Origin of the sequence: Neobacillus sp. C211 (assembly GCF_051842875.1) — a bacterium.
Classification (GTDB): Bacteria; Bacillota; Bacilli; order Bacillales; family Cytobacillaceae; genus Neobacillus.
Genome location: NZ_JBPXRO010000003.1, coordinates 1 through 18,127, shown reverse-complemented (window position 1 = coordinate 18,127; position 18,127 = coordinate 1). Strand labels below are relative to the sequence as shown.

19 protein-coding genes and 5 pseudogenes are annotated in these 18,127 nt (G+C 37.6%); 17 read left to right on the top strand and 7 right to left on the bottom strand.

Features of this window, described 5'->3' with window-relative positions:
• Positions 1-215 precede the first annotated feature (215 nt).
• The 4 genes from ACSU6B_RS03620 (at position 216) to ACSU6B_RS03605 (ending at position 1,802) form a co-directional block, all read left to right on the top strand.
• Positions 216-554 (top strand): PepSY domain-containing protein, encoded by a 339-nt coding sequence (locus ACSU6B_RS03620; RefSeq protein WP_410882835.1) that lies wholly within the window; start codon positions 216-218, stop codon positions 552-554.
• 47 nt (positions 555-601) lie between these two features.
• A complete protein-coding gene (locus ACSU6B_RS03615; RefSeq protein ID WP_410882833.1) occupies positions 602-982 on the top strand; it encodes a DUF2680 domain-containing protein in 381 nt (126 codons plus the stop codon).
• Between the two features lie 83 nt (positions 983-1,065).
• Positions 1,066-1,440 (top strand): fluoride efflux transporter CrcB, encoded by a 375-nt coding sequence (gene crcB / locus ACSU6B_RS03610; RefSeq protein ID WP_215006988.1) that lies wholly within the window; start codon positions 1,066-1,068, stop codon positions 1,438-1,440.
• Between the two features lie 5 nt (positions 1,441-1,445).
• Positions 1,446-1,802, top strand: a complete 357-nt coding sequence (locus ACSU6B_RS03605; protein ID WP_410882831.1) for a fluoride efflux transporter FluC — start codon at positions 1,446-1,448, stop codon at positions 1,800-1,802.
• A gap of 32 nt (positions 1,803-1,834) precedes the next feature.
• Here the strand turns inward: ACSU6B_RS03605 and ACSU6B_RS03600 are convergent, their stop codons facing one another.
• The 3 genes and pseudogenes from ACSU6B_RS03600 to ACSU6B_RS03590 form a co-directional block, all read right to left on the bottom strand.
• Positions 1,835-2,239, bottom strand: a complete 405-nt coding sequence (locus ACSU6B_RS03600; RefSeq protein ID WP_215006982.1) for a hypothetical protein — start codon at positions 2,237-2,239, stop codon at positions 1,835-1,837.
• Between the two features lie 131 nt (positions 2,240-2,370).
• Positions 2,371-2,571: pseudogene (locus tag ACSU6B_RS03595) on the bottom strand (IS3 family transposase); the annotation flags it as partial.
• A gap of 38 nt (positions 2,572-2,609) precedes the next feature.
• A complete protein-coding gene (locus tag ACSU6B_RS03590; RefSeq protein WP_410882829.1) occupies positions 2,610-2,699 on the bottom strand; it encodes an NUDIX hydrolase N-terminal domain-containing protein in 90 nt (29 codons plus the stop codon).
• Between the two features lie 100 nt (positions 2,700-2,799).
• Here ACSU6B_RS03590 and ACSU6B_RS03585 point away from each other — a divergent pair, with 100 nt between their 5' ends.
• The 7 genes and pseudogenes from ACSU6B_RS03585 (at position 2,800) to ACSU6B_RS03555 (ending at position 8,039) form a co-directional block, all read left to right on the top strand.
• On the top strand, positions 2,800-3,384 hold the full coding sequence (locus ACSU6B_RS03585) for a nucleotidyltransferase family protein (RefSeq protein WP_410882827.1): 585 nt from the start codon (positions 2,800-2,802) through the stop codon (positions 3,382-3,384).
• 3 nt (positions 3,385-3,387) lie between these two features.
• Complete coding sequence (locus ACSU6B_RS03580; protein WP_410883304.1) at positions 3,388-3,858, top strand: DUF2975 domain-containing protein; 471 nt, start codon at positions 3,388-3,390, stop codon at positions 3,856-3,858.
• A gap of 20 nt (positions 3,859-3,878) precedes the next feature.
• Complete coding sequence (locus tag ACSU6B_RS03575; RefSeq protein WP_410882825.1) at positions 3,879-4,097, top strand: DUF2975 domain-containing protein; 219 nt, start codon at positions 3,879-3,881, stop codon at positions 4,095-4,097.
• A gap of 10 nt (positions 4,098-4,107) precedes the next feature.
• Positions 4,108-4,324, top strand: a pseudogene (locus ACSU6B_RS03570) (helix-turn-helix domain-containing protein).
• Positions 4,325-4,371: 47 nt separating this feature from the next.
• Positions 4,372-6,972, top strand: coding sequence for a phosphoenolpyruvate synthase (gene ppsA / locus ACSU6B_RS03565; RefSeq protein ID WP_410882823.1), 2,601 nt, complete (start codon positions 4,372-4,374; stop codon positions 6,970-6,972).
• A 237-nt stretch (positions 6,973-7,209) separates the two neighbouring features.
• Positions 7,210-7,336, top strand: a pseudogene (locus ACSU6B_RS03560) (YnfA family protein); the annotation flags it as partial.
• A gap of 76 nt (positions 7,337-7,412) precedes the next feature.
• The gene (locus ACSU6B_RS03555; protein WP_410882821.1) at positions 7,413-8,039 is read left to right on the top strand and encodes a class I SAM-dependent methyltransferase; all 627 of its coding nucleotides are present in this window, start codon (positions 7,413-7,415) and stop codon (positions 8,037-8,039) included.
• Positions 8,040-8,412: 373 nt separating this feature from the next.
• Here ACSU6B_RS03555 and ACSU6B_RS03550 read toward each other — a convergent pair whose 3' ends face one another.
• Positions 8,413-8,646 (bottom strand): DUF3892 domain-containing protein, encoded by a 234-nt coding sequence (locus tag ACSU6B_RS03550; RefSeq protein WP_410882819.1) that lies wholly within the window; start codon positions 8,644-8,646, stop codon positions 8,413-8,415.
• 259 nt (positions 8,647-8,905) lie between these two features.
• Here ACSU6B_RS03550 and ACSU6B_RS03545 point away from each other — a divergent pair.
• A pseudogene (locus ACSU6B_RS03545) lies at positions 8,906-10,355 on the top strand (IS1182 family transposase).
• 139 nt (positions 10,356-10,494) lie between these two features.
• Here ACSU6B_RS03545 and ACSU6B_RS03540 read toward each other — a convergent pair.
• Both ACSU6B_RS03540 and ACSU6B_RS03535 read right to left on the bottom strand, forming a co-directional pair.
• A complete protein-coding gene (locus tag ACSU6B_RS03540; RefSeq protein ID WP_410882817.1) occupies positions 10,495-11,499 on the bottom strand; it encodes a DUF3231 family protein in 1,005 nt (334 codons plus the stop codon).
• Positions 11,500-12,191: 692 nt separating this feature from the next.
• Positions 12,192-13,079: a LysR family transcriptional regulator gene (locus tag ACSU6B_RS03535; protein ID WP_410882815.1), complete on the bottom strand. Its 888-nt coding sequence runs from the start codon at positions 13,077-13,079 to the stop codon at positions 12,192-12,194.
• Between the two features lie 197 nt (positions 13,080-13,276).
• On the opposite strand from ACSU6B_RS03535, the gene ACSU6B_RS03530 reads away from it, so the two are divergent.
• The 5 genes from ACSU6B_RS03530 to ACSU6B_RS03510 all read left to right on the top strand — a co-directional run bounded on the left by ACSU6B_RS03530 (position 13,277) and on the right by ACSU6B_RS03510 (position 17,425).
• Complete coding sequence (locus tag ACSU6B_RS03530; RefSeq protein ID WP_410882813.1) at positions 13,277-14,119, top strand: fumarate hydratase; 843 nt, start codon at positions 13,277-13,279, stop codon at positions 14,117-14,119.
• A gap of 25 nt (positions 14,120-14,144) precedes the next feature.
• Positions 14,145-14,720 (top strand): FumA C-terminus/TtdB family hydratase beta subunit, encoded by a 576-nt coding sequence (locus ACSU6B_RS03525; protein WP_410882811.1) that lies wholly within the window; start codon positions 14,145-14,147, stop codon positions 14,718-14,720.
• Between the two features lie 26 nt (positions 14,721-14,746).
• Positions 14,747-16,012, top strand: a complete 1,266-nt coding sequence (locus ACSU6B_RS03520) for a cation:dicarboxylate symporter family transporter (RefSeq protein ID WP_410882809.1) — start codon at positions 14,747-14,749, stop codon at positions 16,010-16,012.
• 74 nt (positions 16,013-16,086) lie between these two features.
• Positions 16,087-16,884, top strand: coding sequence for a fumarylacetoacetate hydrolase family protein (locus ACSU6B_RS03515; RefSeq protein ID WP_410882807.1), 798 nt, complete (start codon positions 16,087-16,089; stop codon positions 16,882-16,884).
• 151 nt (positions 16,885-17,035) lie between these two features.
• Complete coding sequence (locus ACSU6B_RS03510; protein ID WP_410882805.1) at positions 17,036-17,425, top strand: VOC family protein; 390 nt, start codon at positions 17,036-17,038, stop codon at positions 17,423-17,425.
• Between the two features lie 500 nt (positions 17,426-17,925).
• On the opposite strand, the pseudogene ACSU6B_RS03505 reads toward ACSU6B_RS03510, so the two are convergent.
• Positions 17,926-18,127: pseudogene (locus ACSU6B_RS03505) on the bottom strand (IS110 family transposase); the annotation flags it as partial.

The window sequence follows — 18,127 nt, the reverse complement described above, 5'->3', positions numbered from 1 at the left end:
CTTACATTTATTTACAAGCATTTCTAACTGCGTTTGTAGTAAACGTTAAAAGAATAATAAAGTTACAAGAAGCCCCCTTTCCCAGTAGGGAAGGAACATTTGAGGAGACTCAAAACAAAAACAGCCCCTAAATTATGTTTTTTCATAATTTAGAATTACTATGAATAATTTTGGTTTTGAATCCACATACTAAAAAAAAATGAGGAGTGAAAATATTGAAAAAATTAGGAGCACTGTTTTTAACATTTAATTTCCTGTTTGGAATTAACCTGCTATCTGTCAACGCCCAAGGAGTAAAGCCGCTTGAGGGTATAAGTATGGAAAAAGCAAAACAAATTGCACTGAAAAAGGTAAACGGGAAGATTGTAAGCGCACATGTTGAAAAAGACGACGGAATGGTAAAATATGAAATTATCATTCAAGCTAAAAATGGAAGGTATGAAGTGGAAATTGATAAAGCTACCGGTAAAGTGTTGGAGGTAGAGAAGGAAGGCTCAGGAAGACATAGCGGGGATGACGACGACAATGACGACCATGAAGATCATGATGACTGATTAAGTTTCTAGTAAATTAAAAAATTTACGTTAAAGAGGTTCACTAAATGGCAAAAGTATTCGTGATTTCCTGTATCCTTTTTTGCAGTTTCGTGTTCATATCAGCTGCCACCCAAGCTAAGGGGGCAGTCCATAAACCAACAGAAAATGAAATGTATGATCCAGAGATGAATTGTACAAAAAAAGTGAAGCTAACCCCGGAACAGCAAAAAAAACTTGATCAAATTTATAACAAAATTCATCATGATTATAGTGATTTAATTAAAGTATACTCTGAGGCAGGGGGATTGACGCCAGCACAAGAAAAGCTAAGACATGTCATGTTGAATAACTATGTGAAAACCTTTTACAAAAGAAATTATCGGTGGTGCTCCGAGCATGAATCGGATGAATGGGAAGAAGAATGGTATAATAATGATAACGATTAAGACCGAATAGGGAAAGAATCAGGGGAGCCCTGATTCTTTTTTATGTTGTCCTGCATAAAATAATTCATAAAGGTGGGATGACCATGTATTTATCCGTAGGTATAGGGGGAATCATCGGTGCTTTACTAAGATTTTCCATCTCCCAGTGGTTTTTAAGTTTGGATTCTTTTCTATTTATTGGGACTATATTTGTAAATTTAACCGGGTGTTTTTTGTTAGGGTTCCTTCAGGGGATTTCAAGAGTGTATGAATTACCAGGATGGTTTGTCGTCGGAATTGGTACAGGATTAATTGGAGCTTATACGACTTTTTCCACTTTTAGCATAGAGGTAGTTCATTATTTAAATCAAGGACTTATCATTATTGCATTTACTTATATAGTGGTCAGTTCGGTTGGCGGGTATTTCTTAGCATACATCGGATTCTTTCTTTCTACCTACAAAAAAAGGGAAGTGTGAGGGGAATGGTTGTTCAAATTTGGCTTGTGGGCTTAGGCGGCTTTTTCGGTGCAATCGTTAGGCACTTTGTAAACCAGTATTTCTCAAGGTTTCTGTTATTTCCATTGGGAACCTTTATGGTAAACACAACAGGTTCATTTTTAATTGGGCTTCTTATGGGAAGTGATTGGATTACAGACTCCATTCGTGTTTTTTTAAGTGCAGGCTTTTTGGGGGCATACACAACATTTTCTACATTTAATTTTGAACTTTTTATGCTAAAAAGGAATCATAGAGACTTTCAGTTTTTTCTTTATTTGGCTAGCAGCTATTTTCTTGGCATTCTATTGGCTATCCTAGGATATTCAATTGCAAACACATAATATCCGGGATTGACACTAGGCTATTTACATTTTTACTTAACTTGAAACTGTCCAAATGACATATTAAATCCGTTTAATACCTCTATTTGGTAGTTTTCACCATTTGGGATGTTTTTCATGAATATTTGAAAACCTTTTGAATCTTTATAATCGCCGTGGATATAGCCCTGTCCAAATACCTTTCTTTTCCCCCACCAATTCATTGTTACGAGCGAATAACAAATGGGACTTTTCTTGTCAACAACCTCCTGGAATCCATTAATGGAGATGTATTGATTGGCAACCGTAAAGGGTCGGCTATAGAAGCAGCAACAGTCAACACCCAATCCCCACTGAATCCATTCCTTTCTTTTTTCCTTTATCATTTTTCTAAAATAGAAGCACTTAAAAAGGAAAAATACAGTACAAGCCCCAGTTAATAGTATAAAAATACTCATTTAACACTCCTCACTTCCTTCTTTACTATCTTATTGAGGGTTGTCTATAATTGTAAGGGCGAATGTACATGCTTATCCATTGGCTATTTACAGCCTTTTTTAAAAGGGATATCTGGATTGTCAACACCAAACTAGACAACTTTTTTAAGGTGTGTAAGTTTGTATTCAATCGGGCTTAAATAGTCTAGCGTACCGTGAATACGAAGAAGATTAAACCAATGTATATAATCATGTAACTCACAGATCAGGTCTTCCAGTGAATCAAAGGAACGTCCTTTGACAAACTCTGTTTTAATGATTTTGAACGTGGCTTCAGATACTGCATTATCATATAATTGTAGATTCTCCTCAAATATATATTATCTGTAGTCTACTTGACCTTAAAATTATACGTTAATCCGACCTGCGCAATGGATTGAAGTTGTTTCGCCCAATCCAGCCATTTAGGTTCCAAAATCACATATATAATAAGTATTATCAAAGAAAATGTAATTGAAAGGTGGGGTTACAAGACTAATAGAAGATTTAGATAAAACGATAGATAGAGGGGGGGACATAAAATGGAAGCGATCGTCTTAGCTGCTGGATATTCCAGCCGAGCAAATACATTTAAAATGACATTGCCTATGAGGGAAATGTCCATCTTGGAGCATACCTTATCTAAATTTGAAGGATTATGCAGCAGGGTCATCGTCGTAGCTGGGTTTCAAGCGGAACTCATCCAAGAGGAATTGGCAAAAATCAGCAGTAAAAATGCCTATTCATTTCAGATCAAGCTTGTTTATAATGAAAACTTTAACCAGGGAATGTTTACTTCCATTCAAAAGGGCTGCAGCGAAGTAAATGCCCCAACCTTCTTTATAACACCCGGAGATTGTCCGCTTGTTAAAAAAGAGACCGTTAAGCTAATAGCAAAACACAAAGGGAAGGTAGTAATTCCCAGCTTTAACTATAAAGGCGGTCACCCTATCAAATTATCAAGCGAAGTGAAACAAAAAATTATCGAAACCAATTCAGAAAGTAATTTGCGTGCGGTCCTGGGCGGTTACGAAAAAAAATACATAAATGTAGATGATCCGGGAGTATTAATGGATGTAGATACACTGGAGGATTTTCAAAAAGCCATTGATTATTCTAAAGGATGATATATTTCGATACAGAATCTAGATTGGATACCTTTAATTGGAATTCCGGTTCTTGCTTTGTGTATCTTTTTGGTGCCTGAGCTAGGGAATGTTGCAGCAAAATTGCTTCCAGAGTTTGCTTATATAAAATATCTCGTTTCCATTGTTTTTTATGCATCGGCGATCCCTTTTTACTTTGCTTTGTATCAGGCTTTCAAACTATTACGTTATATTGACAAAAATAAAGCCTTCTCGCAAATTTCTGTAAAAGCTTTAAAGAAAATCAAACACTGTGCCATCACAATCAGTATCTTGCATGTACTAGTATTGCCGCTCTTCTATCTCTTTGCGGAGAAAGACGACGCCCCAGGAGTTATCTTTGTCGGATTGGTTGTACCTTTTGCTTCCATGGTGATTGCAGTTTTTGCTGCTGTTCTCCAAAAGCTTTTAAAAGAAGCGATTGATATAAAATCAGACAATGATTTAACGGTCTGAGGTGGAGAACATAGCAAGCTTTGAAGGTTATCAAGTGCTGTGCCATCACAATCATTGCCTTGATTGTTGCAGGAATCATATTTGTTGATATATATATGGAAGGTGACAGAGCAGGTGTCATAGCAATGGGATTATATTCGACCTTTGCTTTAAGCGTAATCGCAACCTTTGCTGGTGTCCTCCAAAGGCTTGTACATGAAGTCGTAGAAATAAAATCTGAAAATGATTTAATAGTGTGAGGTGGATAACTTGGCAATTATAATCAATATTGATGTGATGCTGGCTAAAAGGAAAATGAGCGTAACCGAACTTTCGGAGAGGGTTGGGATTACAATGGCGAACCTTTCCATTCTGAAAAACGGGAAAGCAAAAGCGATTCAATTTTTCAACATTAGAAGCGATATGTAAGGCATTGGATTGTCAACCCCGAGATATTTTAGAGTACAAAAGCGATGAAGAGATTTAAAATACTTGGAAAATACGGATTAATGAGATTTGTTGGAGGGATGTAGAATGGGTTCATTGGTTCTCGGTTTTCAGGAAATGGAAAAAACACAGCTTTTGCTCGTTGGCGGAAAAGCGGTAAATTTAGGGGAATTATCAAAAATTCAAGGAATACAAGTACCAGAAGGATTTTGCGTTACAACAGTGGGATATCAAAAAGCCATCGAACATAACGAAACGTTTCAAGCATTGTTAGATCAACTAACAATGCTAAATGTAGAGGATCGAGATCAAATTGGTGAAATCAGCAGGAAGATTCGACAACTCATTATAGAAGTAGAAATTCCTTCCAATGTTGCGTGCGCAGTTGCTCATTATCTCTCCCAGTTTGGCGATGAACATGCATATGCAGTGCGGTCTAGTGCGACTGCTGAAGATTTACCACATGCCTCTTTTGCTGGTCAACAAGACACCTATTTAAATATCATCGGAAAAGAAGCCATCTTGCAGCATATCAGCAAATGCTGGGCTTCCCTATTTACGGATCGTGCGGTAATCTACCGTATACAAAACGGATTTGACCACAGCCAAGTGTATTTATCCGTTATCATTCAACGGATGGTTTTCCCACAGGCATCAGGGATTTTATTTACCGCTGATCCGATTACCTCTAACCGAAAGCTGCTATCAATCGAAGCCAGTTTTGGGCTAGGAGAAGCACTGGTCTCTGGCTTGGTATCTGCCGATTGTTATAAAGTACAGGAAGATAAAATCGTCGATAAGAGGATAGCAACCAAAAAATTGGCTATTTATGGACGAAAAGAAGGCGGAACAGAGACCCAGCAGATCGATCCCGATCAGCAACAGACTAACACTCTTACCGACCAACAAATTTTACAACTGGCACGGATCGGAAAACATATCGAAGCTCATTTTGGCTTCCCGCAAGATATCGAGTGGTGTTTGGTTGATGATACTTTTTATATTGTCCAGAGCCGTCCAATCACGACGCTTTTCCCCATCCCTGAAGCGAATGATCAAGAAAATCACGTCTATGTATCTGTTGGCCATCAACAAATGATGACCGCGCCCTTAAAACCATTGGGATTGTCTTTTCACCTGTTAATAACTCCTGCACCTATGCGTAAAGCTGGTGGAAGGTTGTTTGTGGATGTCACACCTATGCTGGCTTCACCTGACAGCAGAAACATTTTATTAAATACCATGGGACAACACGATCCGCTCATGAAAGACGCACTTACGACTGTTGTAGAGCGAGGAGATTTTATAAAATCGTTACCAAATGATCAAAAAGCACCGAGTCCCAACAGAAACAATACAGATATGCCGGAAGAAATCAAAAACAATCAGACCATTGTTCATGAGTTGATTAAGCGCAGTCAAACGTCGATAGAAGAGTTAAAACAAAAGATTAAAACGAAATCAGGATCGGATCTATTTGATTTTATTTTGGAAGATATCAAAGAGTTAAAGAAGATTTTATTTGACCCAAAAAGTACATCTGTTTTTATGACTGCTATAAATGCTTCACGTTGGATCAATGAAAAAATGATGGAGTGGTTAGGTGAAAAAAACGTAGCAGACATACTTTCTCAATCTGTACCAAACAATATTACTTCGGAAATGGGTCTAGCATTATTGGATGTCGCAGATGTGATTCGTCCATATCCAGAAGTAATTGATTATTTACACCATGTAAAAGATGATAACTTTTTGGAAGAACTGGTTAAGTTTAATGGCGGACAGGAAACACGGGACGCTATCTATGATTATCTCAACAAATATGGAATGCGGTGCAGCGGAGAAATCGATATTACGAAAACTCGTTGGAGCGAAAAACCAATTACACTTGTCCCCATGATTCTCAGTATCATCAAAAACTTTGAGCCTGATGCCGGTAAGCGGAAATTTGAGCAAGGGAAACAGGAGGCTTTGAAAAAAGAACAAGAGTTATTAGTTCGATTGAAGCAATTGCCGGATGGTGAACAAAAGGCCAAAGAGACAAAACGAATGATCGATCGTATTCGGAATTTCATCGGTTATCGTGAATATCCAAAATACGGCATTGTTAATCGCTACTTCGTTTATAAGCAGGCTATACTGAAAGAAGCCGAACGACTCGTAAAAGCGGGCGTAGTTCATGAAAAAGAAGATATTTACTACCTCACTTTTGAAGAACTTCCCGAAGTCGTACGTACAAACAAACTGGATTACCAGATCATCAGCAAACGAAAAGACGAGTACAAATTATATGAAAAACTAACTCCCCCACGTGTGATCACGTCTGATGGTGAAATCATTACGGGTGAGTACAAACGAGAAAATCTCCCAGCCGAAGCGATGTTAGGGCTGCCTGTTTCTTCCGGAGTGATAGAGGGACGAGCGCGTGTCATCTTAAACATGGAAGATGCTGATTTAGAAGATGGTGATATATTAGTCACCTCCTTTACTGATCCTGGCTGGACACCTTTATTTGTATCCATAAAAGGACTAGTTACCGAAGTTGGTGGACTGATGACTCATGGAGCAGTTATCGCACGTGAATATGGATTACCAGCAGTTGTCGGGGTAGAAAATGCAACCAAACTGATAAGAGACGGGCAACGAATTCGCGTGCATGGAACAGAAGGGTATATCGAAATATTGTAATGGCTGAATACCTTACAGTATGAAAGATGTTATATTGAAATTCTTATCTTTTGTTATAGAATAATTATTTTTATGTTTTAAGGTTTTTTGTTCAACTAATGGGTGCGATCCTTCAAGATGAAGGTCGCCTTTTTCTTTTTCCACAGAATATATTGTGAAATGTTGTACTTAATGTAACGAATCAGGATAATTGAATAAGAGTACGTTTTACTTTAAATATTGATTTATGGTTAGGAAGTGTTTATCGTACTATCTGTTTTATGGGATGGGGCATAGATAAAAAAACACCTGATTTTTATGATTGGGTGGGTGCAGGATATGTTTAATTGGTGCTTCAATAATCTTGTTCGTAACACTTCAATAAATTTCTTATTAAAGTAACAGTGCAAGAGTCAACATAGCAGCCAAACTAAAATAAAACCTAAAGGAGATAGAATATAATGGAATTCTGGGAATCAAGTTTTATAGAAAAACAAACGATGTGGGGATTTGAACCTACAGACTCCGCAACATTAACAAAGGACTTTTTCCTTGAAAGGAATGTTAAAGATATACTAGTACCAGGTATTGGATATGGTAGAAATGCAAAGGTTTTTATTGACAATGGAATAGATGTTACAGGTATTGAGATTTCAAAAACAGCGATTGATTTGGCGAGGCAAAATGGGCTTGTTATTAGTATTTTTCATGGTTCAGTAACTGACATGCCTTTTGATAACAAACTTTATGATGGTATATTTTGCTATGCACTTATTCACTTATTGAATAATCGAGAGAGAGATAAGTTTATTAAAGATTGCTATAATCAGTTAAAGCCAAATGGATATATGATTTTTACAACTGTTTCAAAAAAAGCCCCAATGTTTGGTAAGGGAAAACAATTGGATAAAGACTATTTCGAGATAATGGAAGGCGTAAAAATGTTTTTTTATGATTCTGACTCCATAAAACAAGAATTTGGAAAATATGGCCTTGTAGAGTTTTCAGAAATTGACGAGCCAAGTAAGAACATGAAAAATAAACCTCCAATAAATTTTTTAATTGTAAAATGTAAGAAAGAAATATAAAGATAATCATAAAATAAATATAAAAAAGTGAATTGTTAGGAGATAGGATGTGGATATCTTAACGGCTGCTTTTCCTTAAATAATAAGAAGCCTTTTATATATATCAATTGGGCAGCATTCTTGTAATAAATGAGTGGAAAAGAACAAGTTTGTGAACAAATCTACTTAAAATAACTGGGGCTATAATTCAATAAGCCCAATATATAGAAAAAGGCTCAGAGTTTATATGCCCTGAGCGTATTTTTATATGCCGATTATTTTGTTAATTTTCTTGTTATTCCTAATGTTAATTCTCCCGTGATTTTAACTGCGAATTGGAATTTTGTACTTCATAATGGAACCCGTTACTAAAAGACTCTTTTTTATATTTTCGTTAGAACTGGGGGAGATTATCAAGGTTGTTGGTCGGATCACCGTCCGGATTGCTCCGAAGATGTTCCTCTCCATCGCCACCCTTGAAAACATTGACGTTTACAATTAACCTACTTTTTACCATCTGTTGTGCTTCTTTGTAATCAACGATTTGACCGTTTGACAACTTTAATTCAATAATATCGTCATCTCCATTCTTACGGACGGCGATGACAGATTCTTGACGTTTTTCCATAATTTCGCCTCCTATATATAAGTAGGATGACTTAAAAAAATAAAAAAATTCACTGGCAGGTTACTTGAAGAAGGAATAGCTACTTTATGTTGGAATTATCCATTAAATTAAGAAGCTAATTAAAAATATACCCCTCACTAATGGAGGGCACTGAAAAAGTACCTTCGACCTAAACACGCAATCCTTACCTCAATTTATTAGAGGTAAGGATTGCGTGTTTTTTGTATAATGAAAGTACTAACTTTAGGTGGTGTCCGGAATGATTTCCAATCAACAGTCTTTATCGCTCAGCCCATTTATGGCTATTTACGATATCGTTATTCTAAAAGATAATATGCTACGACAAATGAATGAAATAGTCGACTTTTCATTTGTCCTAGAAGAATTACAAAATAAATATTGCCTCGACAACGGTCGCAATGCAGTGCCACCTATTCGTATGTTTAAATATTTATTGTTGAAATCTATCTTCGATTTGTCCGATGTGGATGTCGTAGAACGTTCTAAATATGATATGTCGTTTAAATATTTCCTCGACATGGCACCAGAAGATCCCGTCATTAATCCTAGTTCCTTAACTAAATTCCGTAAACTCCGTCTTAAAGATGTGAGTTTATTAGATATGCTTATTCAAAAGACAGTAGAAATTGCATTGGAGAAAGAACTCATCAAAAGTAAAACGATTATTGTTGATGCCACACATACAAAAGCACGTTATAATCAAAAGTTTCCAAAAGAGGTCTTGATTGAAAAATCGAAAAACCTTCGAAAAGCTGTATACCAAGTTAATGAAAAAATGAAAGAGAAGTTCCCACCAAAAACAACTTCGAATGAACTAGTTGATGAACTGAATTATTGTCGTCAAGTTATAAACTGTAGAGGCGGAAGAAGCGATACGTGAGTATCCAAATGTAAAAGAGAAGCTTAATTATTTAAAAGAGATTGTGGAAGATCACCAGGAACAACTACTTTTATCCGCGGACCCAGACGCACGGGTGGGTCATAAAACAGCGGACTCATCTTTCTTTGGATATAAAACTCATATTGCTATGAATGATGAGCGTATTATTACAGCAGCGATTGTGACAACGGGCGAAAAAAGTGATGGCAAATATCTTCAAGAGTTAATTGAGAAAAGTCAAGAAACAGGGATGGAAATTGATACAGTCATTGGTGATACAGCGTATTCTGAGAAAGACAATATCCAATTTGCCAAGAGCAATGAATTACAGTTAGTTTCGAAATTGAATCCGCAAATTACCCAAGGTGGGCGAACAAAAGAAGAATAATTTGAGTTTAATAAAGATGCAGGGATGTACGTATGCAAAGCTGGCCACATGGCTATACGAAAAGCCCGTCAGGGCAGAAAAAATAAAGGAAAGAATCAACGAGATACGTATTACTTTGATGTGGAGAAATGCAAAATCTGTCCATTCAAAGACGGGTGTTATCAAGATGGCGCAAAAAGTAAAACGTATTCTGTTACAATCAAGTCTAAGGAGCATTCAGACCATGAATTGTTCCAAAATAGCGAAACCTTTAAAACGATAACAAAGGAACGCTATAAAATAGAAGCGAAGAATAGTGAACTAAAGCATAGGCACGGGTATGATGTTGCATCTTCCTCGGGTCTGATTGGCATGCAAATGCAAGGTGCGATCACGATCTTCGCTGTGAATCTCAAGCGAATTCTCACACTGATGAAGTAGATCAAAGAGATAATAAATAGGAAAAAGACATCCAATCGTCAAAAATGGAACGATTGGATGTCTTTTTAAATTCTAAGTTATACATTAAAACATAAAAAACGAAAGTTTTTCAGTGCCCTTCACTAATGAGGGGTATATCTTATTTATCTTGTGCAAGTTCTTTTCTATTGGGAGCAAGTGGTGGCTGTTCTAACCACTTGTTTTTCACCATAATATCGAACCAGTTTTTGGTAATTCCTAATGTTTTTAGAATTGCTTTTTCATAAGCTACAGCTAGGTCTGTTCGCATGGCTCCTGCTAGACCTGTCCCGTAATATACTTGTGCAGTTTGAGCCAAGAAACCCATATGATACAACATTAATTTATCTGAAAAAGGAGAGTCTTTTGACGTTGTAACCTCTGATTCCCACGACATTGGAACTGGCAAATTATCCTTGTGCATTATTTTTGAAAGTGCTTGTAGGTTTTCATCTGCGGTTTTTTCTAATTCCTCAAAAAACTTTCTTACTTCTTTCGATTCTGTGACTTGACTGAATCCGATTGAAAGGACCTTTGCCATAATGCCCTTTTTAATGTTTAGAGAAATACTGATAATTTCTGTAGCAGATAAAAGTCTCCCTTTTCCGAAGAATCCATCAGTAAAATCTTTGGTAGAAATAAATTCAGGGCTCTCGTTAGGATAGAAATAGGGGTCTCTTTGGAATATTCCTTTTTTAAGCAATAACTCAATGGTTAAATCGTACATACTTTTTGCATCATTATCACATGAATTGTAAAATTCCCGTATGTCCTTTCTGACAGAAACACTTAGAGCAGTTGTATGACCCAACAAACCATGTATAGTCATAATATGTAAATAATTTAAGCAGAATGTGTCAGAAAACAATCTCTCTGCACTTTTATTAAGGTCGGACTCAGTAAATCCAATGGGAACTGGAAATCCATCCTTCTCAATGAAGGAAACAAGCTGCTTCTTTTGCTTTTCCCATGTCTCAATGGCTGTTTCAAAAACTTCTTTTATTGATTCGTCTTCTAAAATAGAAATCATATACCTATTTACTATCTCGGCCATTGTTCCGTTTACATACTCCCCCCATAGTGTTCCTATTTCGGAAGATGTAAGTTTTAAATTATCATTTTCCATTTGTTCTCACCTCTTCAGTATTTTTCACTAATACAGAAATAGGTATGCATTTCTTTGGACTTAAACCTTTTAGATGATTAGTTGAGTAGTTTCTTGATGAACTACCATGAAAATAAGTTTCTTCAAGATTAGAAAAATGACAATACTTAAGGATCAATGGTATTCATACCGGGACGAGTATTTTAAACAAATTGCGATTGAGTGGTGTCAGGAAAATAAAATAAACTTTATTGAATAGAAAAGAAAAGGAGCGATTATTGAACAAAGAGTAATCGCCTTTTCTTATTAAGGTAAAGGGGAAGGTTAGGTGACTAACAGCTTTTTCTTGTTGAACTAACGTGGCAGTTTAGTTAAAGAATGATTATTTACTATTATTCAACAATAGGGTCATATCTTTGAGAAAAGCTCCCAAAACAATTGAACATTTATAATGATATGAGTTAATGAAGTATGTATTTAGACTAAAGGAGCCTTAGCGAAATAAGAAAGCAGATTTTTCTCGAAAAACAGCAAAAGGACTTATCACTAGATGAAAGTGCAGTCTTTTTGCTGTTTTTGTTATTTCTCTAGAACAAAAGAAAGGTTAATACCTTATGGAGTTTATACTATTGGGAAAAATCGATTTCTTATATATTCCAATTTTTCCTCCACTCTATTTTGGAGCTCGTTAGACGCCTGTCCTATGGTTGTTCTCACTTAAAAGTAAAATCTCTCCTTGATATTAACTCGATAAAACTATTGATTGTCTGGTTTTGATTCTTACGCGTCAGTAAGTAGGTGTGTGCAGACGGGAGAGAGAAGTATGGAAAAGGAATTATATCGATATTTCCCTTCTCTACCTGGTCTTTCACTGTTGTGAGCGGAAGAAAGGATATGCCCATCCCCTCCTTAATCCATTCAACGGAAACGTGTACCTTGCTTACCTTCATGGTTCTCACATTTGACACGTGTTGCCGAAGTTGAAATAACAGATCATCCCAATATAGTGGATGATTATAGGTGAACAGTAAATTTTCATGAAAGATATCGTTCGTACTAAACTCTCTTTCATTTCGTACACCTACGCCGTGTGGACCAACTAGAACAATTGGGTCGTTATATAGTTCAATGATTTCCAAGTGTTCCTGTACTGCGGGAATTCGGCCAATGCCGATGTCACACTCCCGATTGATCACGCTTTTTATTACTGAACTCGAATCCGTCACTTCAATTGAGAACTCTGTTTCTGGACTCATTTTGCGAAACTCTCTAATCCAACTGGGAAGATATGTTGTTGCAACGACCGTAGCTACAGAGATTTTGATGGTTTCCTGGTAACCCTGAAGACGCCTTGCAACATATTCTATGCTTTCGTTGTAGTTCTCCAAAATGGTTTTGGCGTACTGTAAGAATCCGAGTCCTGTTGGATTTAACTGAACTGACCTACCGACGCGGTCGAACAGCTGAGTTTCGAGCTCGTCCTCAATATTTTGAATATGAAGCGTGACCGTTGACTGGGCAACATGGAGCCTGTCCGCAGTTCTCCTGAAATTTCCCTCTTCTGCAGCCGTTATAAATGTATTTAACCAATTAAGTTCCAAAGTGACTCTCCTCCTTACGACTATGATATTACCAGCTTTGATTGACTTTGTCGATTAAAACGTTCATAAACATTCATTATACATGAATGTTTTTTTGTTCTATACTTGGTTCAAGGGACAAACGGAGAGGGGCACAAATCAACCTCTTCTCGCTATATTTTAAGCATAAACAAAAAAATTAAAAGGATGGATGAAGAATGAGAAAGATTTCTGTAGAACAGATTCGCGATGCAGTCTCTGTACTTTGCTGGGAGGCTTGTTATTACTTACCGGAAGACATTGTGAATGGATTCCATAAGGCTTTGGAAACAGAACAGTCTCCGTTGGGGAAGTCGATTCTTGAACAGCTAATTGAAAACGCTAACTTGGCTGCCAAAGAAGACAGACCTTACTGCCATGATACAGGGCTTACCGTTGTTTATGCAGAAGTGGGCCAGGAAGTACAAATTGAGGGAGGAGATTTTGAAGCGGCGATTCATGAGGGCATTCGAAAAGGCTACAAAGAGGGATACCTTCGTAATTCAGTCGTAGGGGATCCATTACTTCGAATCAATACAAACGATAATACCCCGGGTGTGATACACACCAGAATCGTTCCAGGTGACAAAATTAAATTAACGGTTCTGCCTAAGGGTGGCGGAAGTGAAAATATGAGTGCGATGAAATTCTTGCTCCCTGGAGAAGGAGTGGCAGGGGTGAAAAAATTTGTATTGGATACGATCGAAGCGGCTGGAGGAAGAGCATGTCCTCCTATAGTAGTGGGGGTAGGCGTTGGTGGGACCTTTGATAAGGTAACGGAGATTGCTAAAGAGGCCGTTCTGCGTGAAATTGGCGTGCATCATCACGAACCGCATATTGCCCAGCTAGAGAAAGAATTACTCGAAGAGATTAACAAGCTGGGAATTGGTCCACAGGGATTGGGTGGTACTAATACGGCATTATGGGTAGCTACAGAAACCTACGGATGCCATATCACAGCTCTTCCAGTAGCCGTGAATATCCAGTGCCATGCTGCACGTAAAAAATCGCATGTACTCTAAATTTGCAAAAGGAAGGTGCTAATAAATGGCTAAAGTCTACTTACAAACGCCGCTTACTATTGAGGATGTTTTAAATTTACACGCAGGAGATGAAGTCTTCCTAAATGGAATTATTTATGTAGCCAGAGACGCTGCCCATAAGCGGTTTCTCGAGCTGTTGGACAAAAATCAACCACTTCCTGTGGACCTGAAAAACCATATCATCTTTTACGCTGGACCTACACCTCCTAAACCTGGTCAAGTGATTGGATCCATCGCTCCTACAACAGCCTCCCGTATGGACCCCTATGCACCGGCCATGTTTGAATACGGGGTTAAGGGTGTGATTGGAAAAGGACCACGAGGTCAATCGGTGAAAGACGCATGCAAAGATCATCAAGCCATTTGTTTTTCTGCCGTTGGGGGGCTATCCGCGCTTTTAAGCGATAAAATCCAATCCGCAGAAGAAGTTGCATATGAAGATCTGGGCCCAGAGGCTGTTCGTCAACTTATTGTTAAGGATTTCCCGGTTATGGTTGTCTATGATGCATACGGTAACGATCTTTATGAGCAGGAAATCGCTAAGTATCGATCAATAGAAAAAATAATAGGACTAATTTAAAGGATAAAAAATAGGAGGATTATCTAATGAAAAAACTGGGGCTCCCTATCCAAATTTTACTTGGTCTGATCTTTGGTATCATCGTTGGGTTGGTATTTTACAAACATCCTGGAGTCGAGACCTATTTAAAACCAGTAGGCGACATTTTTATGCGGTTAATTAAAATGGTTGTAGTTCCCGTTGTTTTTTCAAGTATTGTGGTTGGCATTGCCGGTATGGGCAGTGCCAAGCAACTCGGGAAATTAGGGTTTAGAACCATTCTATATTTTGAAGTGGCTACCACGATCGCCATTGCAATCGGTCTTTTATTTGCAAACGTTTTCCACCCTGGCACGGGGGTTAATATGCAAACGCTTACTCAAGGGAACATATCAACATACATGGCGACTGAACAGGAGATGGCTAAGGGGAGTCATTTAGATTTTATTATTAATATAGTTCCTTCAAATATCATTGACTCGATGGCCCAAGGGCAGCTTTTACCTGTTATTTTCTTCGCTACTCTGTTAGGTCTAAGTATCTCCGCGATGGGAGAAACGGGGAAGCCCCTGCTGAATTTCTTTAAAAGCTTTTCTAGTGCAATGTTCCATATGGTTTCCTATGTTCTTAAAGTGGCACCGTTCGGGGTTTTTGGGCTAATTGGTGTAACCATTTCCAAGTTTGGTGCATCCTCACTGATTCCATTAGGAAAATTAATCGTTACAGCTTATGGAGCTTACCTGCTCTTCGCTATCGTCTGCTTTGGATTAGTAGCCAAATTATTTAAAATCAATTTTATCCAGTTTATCAAATTTTTTAAGGATGAATTCCTTCTTGTTTTTTCTACGTCAAGTGCCGAATCCGCTCTACCCCAAGTGATGAAGAAGCTGGAGAGCTATGGGTGTCCGAAATCGATCGTTTCATTTGTAGTCCCAGTTGGATATTCCTTCAATACGGATGGATCTTGTATATATCTGGCTGTTGCTTCCCTTTTTATTGCCCAGCTTTACGGAATTGACATGTCACTAAGTGCACAAATTACGTTGCTGATAATTCTTGCGATTACTTCCAAAGGCATCTCTGGAGTAGCCGGCGGAGCATTAGTAGTGCTCCTCTCTTCTTTGGCAGCTGCAGGCCTTCCGCTTGAAGGTTTAGCTTTTATCGCAGGAATTGACTTTATCTTAAATATGGGCCGAGCTACTATTAACATAATTGGAAACGCTTTAGCATCCGTAGTCATTACGAAATGGGAAGGTCAATTTGATCATGAAAGGAATAAGACAGACGTGGTTTCCAGTAAAACTGCTGTTTAGGGAATCTAGAAGGGTCGCTGCATGAATTTGCAGCCCTTCTTTTGTAAATATTTGTAATATGGAGTTGATTTCTAATGCAGGTACTACAAAAAACACAAACGATAGTTCGTTATCAGAACTATAAAGGTAAAGTATATTACGGAATTGTTGAGGATGACGAAATATTACAGTTGTCCAGCAATTTTACTGAAATTATAAACAATGAACTGAAATTTGACGGTGTAAGAGTGAAATATGATGATGTGAAAATTGTGGAGCCTGTGGCACCATCAAAAGTGATTAATTTTGGTTGGACGTATGCAGCACACGCAAAAGAGACGGGTGGAACAGCCAACCTCAAAGAACCCTTTTTATTTTTAAAACCTACAACTAGCTTGATTCCAGATCAAGGGGAAATCGTTCTTCCACCAAGTAATTTAACTCAACAGGTGGAGTTGGAAGGGGAAGTGGCACTTGTAATTGGGAAAAGAGGAAAAAATATTAAAGAAGAAGAAGCGTTGGATTATGTATTTGGCTGTACTATATTTAACGATGTAACAGCAAGAGATCTAACACAAAAGGACCCTCAGTTCACACGCGGCAAAGGTTTTGACACTTTTGGCCCATTGGGGCCTTGGATTGTAGCAGGCATAGATCCAACCAATTTACGAATCGTTACAACTTTAAATGGTAAAGTGGTTCAGGATGGTAATACGAATCAAATGTCACTTTCCATTCCTTACCTTATTAGTTGGGTTTCTCAGATTATGACATTGGAGCCCGGTGATGTTTTAGCTACAGGTTCTCCTTCTGGCAGTTGTCAAATGAAATCTGGTGACAGCGTTACTGTGGAAGTAGAAAATATCGGTAAGCTGTGTAATTATGTAATATAGCAGTTATAGGAAAAGGACATTTGTTAGGATATCGCCAGTGTCCAAGTTGGTGAATGCTTCATATTTCAAATTTTCCAGGAATAAGAGAAACCCAGTGTGGGTGTGAGACTCCTATATAAATTTGTTATTTATGATGAAAGTAGGAATCTAAATGATTAAAAAAATGGAACATACAGCCATCATTGTTGCCAATATGGATCATGCTATTCAATACTACACAGATATGTTTGGATTTAAGGTTCGCCTTAGAGGATCTTCTAAAACGAGAGAGATGGCATTTTTATATCTGGTAGAACAACCTAGTATGGAAATTGAACTGATTCGAGATATTGGTCCTTTAGGTGAGTATAACAAAAGTGGGATTGTTAACCACCTTGCTTTTACAGTTGAGGATATTAATCAAGCAATTAGCTATTATGAAAAAAAAGGAATTAAATTTTTATCGGACCAACCAAAATCAACACTTGAAGGCGGTCTTATGATTTTATTTTATGGACCTAATGGTGAATTACTACAATTGGTCGAACGAGCAAGAAATTAAAATTATTTAATAGGATTTCTGATGTATAACCAAAACTTTTCGCTAGGATAAAATAAAAAATTTAACAAAAAGGAGACCTGTGTTCCGAGTATAGCTGCTTGGTTTGGAGTCGGCATTGGCATAGCAGCTTCAATAGGTTTTAGATATAGAAGCTTAGGAGCGGAAAAAGATTAACGATAATGGGCTTTTGCCTTTTTAGAAATAAATCTATGACCTTGAGTACGCCTAACATAAAATAGGTGTTACCTGAAGCGAGTAGGCACTAGCTTGCTATAGTGCCTTTTTATTTTTATAAAGAACAAGATTGTGAATAAATCTACTTAAACAAACGGGTGCGATACTTCAACAAGGGTATCGCTTTTTCCTTATGCAACTACCATGAAAATTAACTCTTTTAACTCAGTGAAAAAAGGCAATACTAAAGAGGACGCAGCTCATTCATTTTTTAAAAAAGGGGAGAGCGCCAGATTCATGGATCTATGGTTTAGAATGTGACTGGATTAAGATGCTTTAGGTTCTTCTAACGTAACGGTGTATCCTAAACTTTCGAGTCGTCTCAGTGAATGCCGGACGATAGATTGTTGTCTTTGCTTATCAAAGTAGTCTTCGCCTAAGTCTACATACATTTCTTTTCGGGTTAAGAGATAATAAGAGATACGTAACATTGCGTGAGCGACTACAATACCAGCACGTTTTTTACCC

Excerpts from the sequence above, each read along its gene's own strand:
- ACSU6B_RS03520 (WP_410882809.1), top strand. The coding sequence starts at position 14,747 with ATGAAAAAACTGGGGCTCCCTATCCAAATTTTACTTGGTCTGATCTTT.
- crcB (WP_215006988.1), top strand. The coding sequence starts at position 1,066 with ATGTATTTATCCGTAGGTATAGGGGGAATCATCGGTGCTTTACTAAGA.
- ACSU6B_RS03530 (WP_410882813.1), top strand. The coding sequence starts at position 13,277 with ATGAGAAAGATTTCTGTAGAACAGATTCGCGATGCAGTCTCTGTACTT.
- ACSU6B_RS03550 (WP_410882819.1), bottom strand. The coding sequence starts at position 8,646 with ATGGAAAAACGTCAAGAATCTGTCATCGCCGTCCGTAAGAATGGAGAT.
- ACSU6B_RS03515 (WP_410882807.1), top strand. The coding sequence starts at position 16,087 with ATGCAGGTACTACAAAAAACACAAACGATAGTTCGTTATCAGAACTAT.
- ACSU6B_RS03525 (WP_410882811.1), top strand. The coding sequence starts at position 14,145 with ATGGCTAAAGTCTACTTACAAACGCCGCTTACTATTGAGGATGTTTTA.
- ACSU6B_RS03540 (WP_410882817.1), bottom strand. The coding sequence starts at position 11,499 with ATGGAAAATGATAATTTAAAACTTACATCTTCCGAAATAGGAACACTA.
- ACSU6B_RS03605 (WP_410882831.1), top strand. The coding sequence starts at position 1,446 with ATGGTTGTTCAAATTTGGCTTGTGGGCTTAGGCGGCTTTTTCGGTGCA.
- ACSU6B_RS03555 (WP_410882821.1), top strand. The coding sequence starts at position 7,413 with ATGGAATTCTGGGAATCAAGTTTTATAGAAAAACAAACGATGTGGGGA.
- ACSU6B_RS03585 (WP_410882827.1), top strand. The coding sequence starts at position 2,800 with ATGGAAGCGATCGTCTTAGCTGCTGGATATTCCAGCCGAGCAAATACA.
- ppsA (WP_410882823.1), top strand. The coding sequence starts at position 4,372 with ATGGGTTCATTGGTTCTCGGTTTTCAGGAAATGGAAAAAACACAGCTT.
- ACSU6B_RS03615 (WP_410882833.1), top strand. The coding sequence starts at position 602 with ATGGCAAAAGTATTCGTGATTTCCTGTATCCTTTTTTGCAGTTTCGTG.
- ACSU6B_RS03510 (WP_410882805.1), top strand. The coding sequence starts at position 17,036 with ATGATTAAAAAAATGGAACATACAGCCATCATTGTTGCCAATATGGAT.
- ACSU6B_RS03600 (WP_215006982.1), bottom strand. The coding sequence starts at position 2,239 with ATGAGTATTTTTATACTATTAACTGGGGCTTGTACTGTATTTTTCCTT.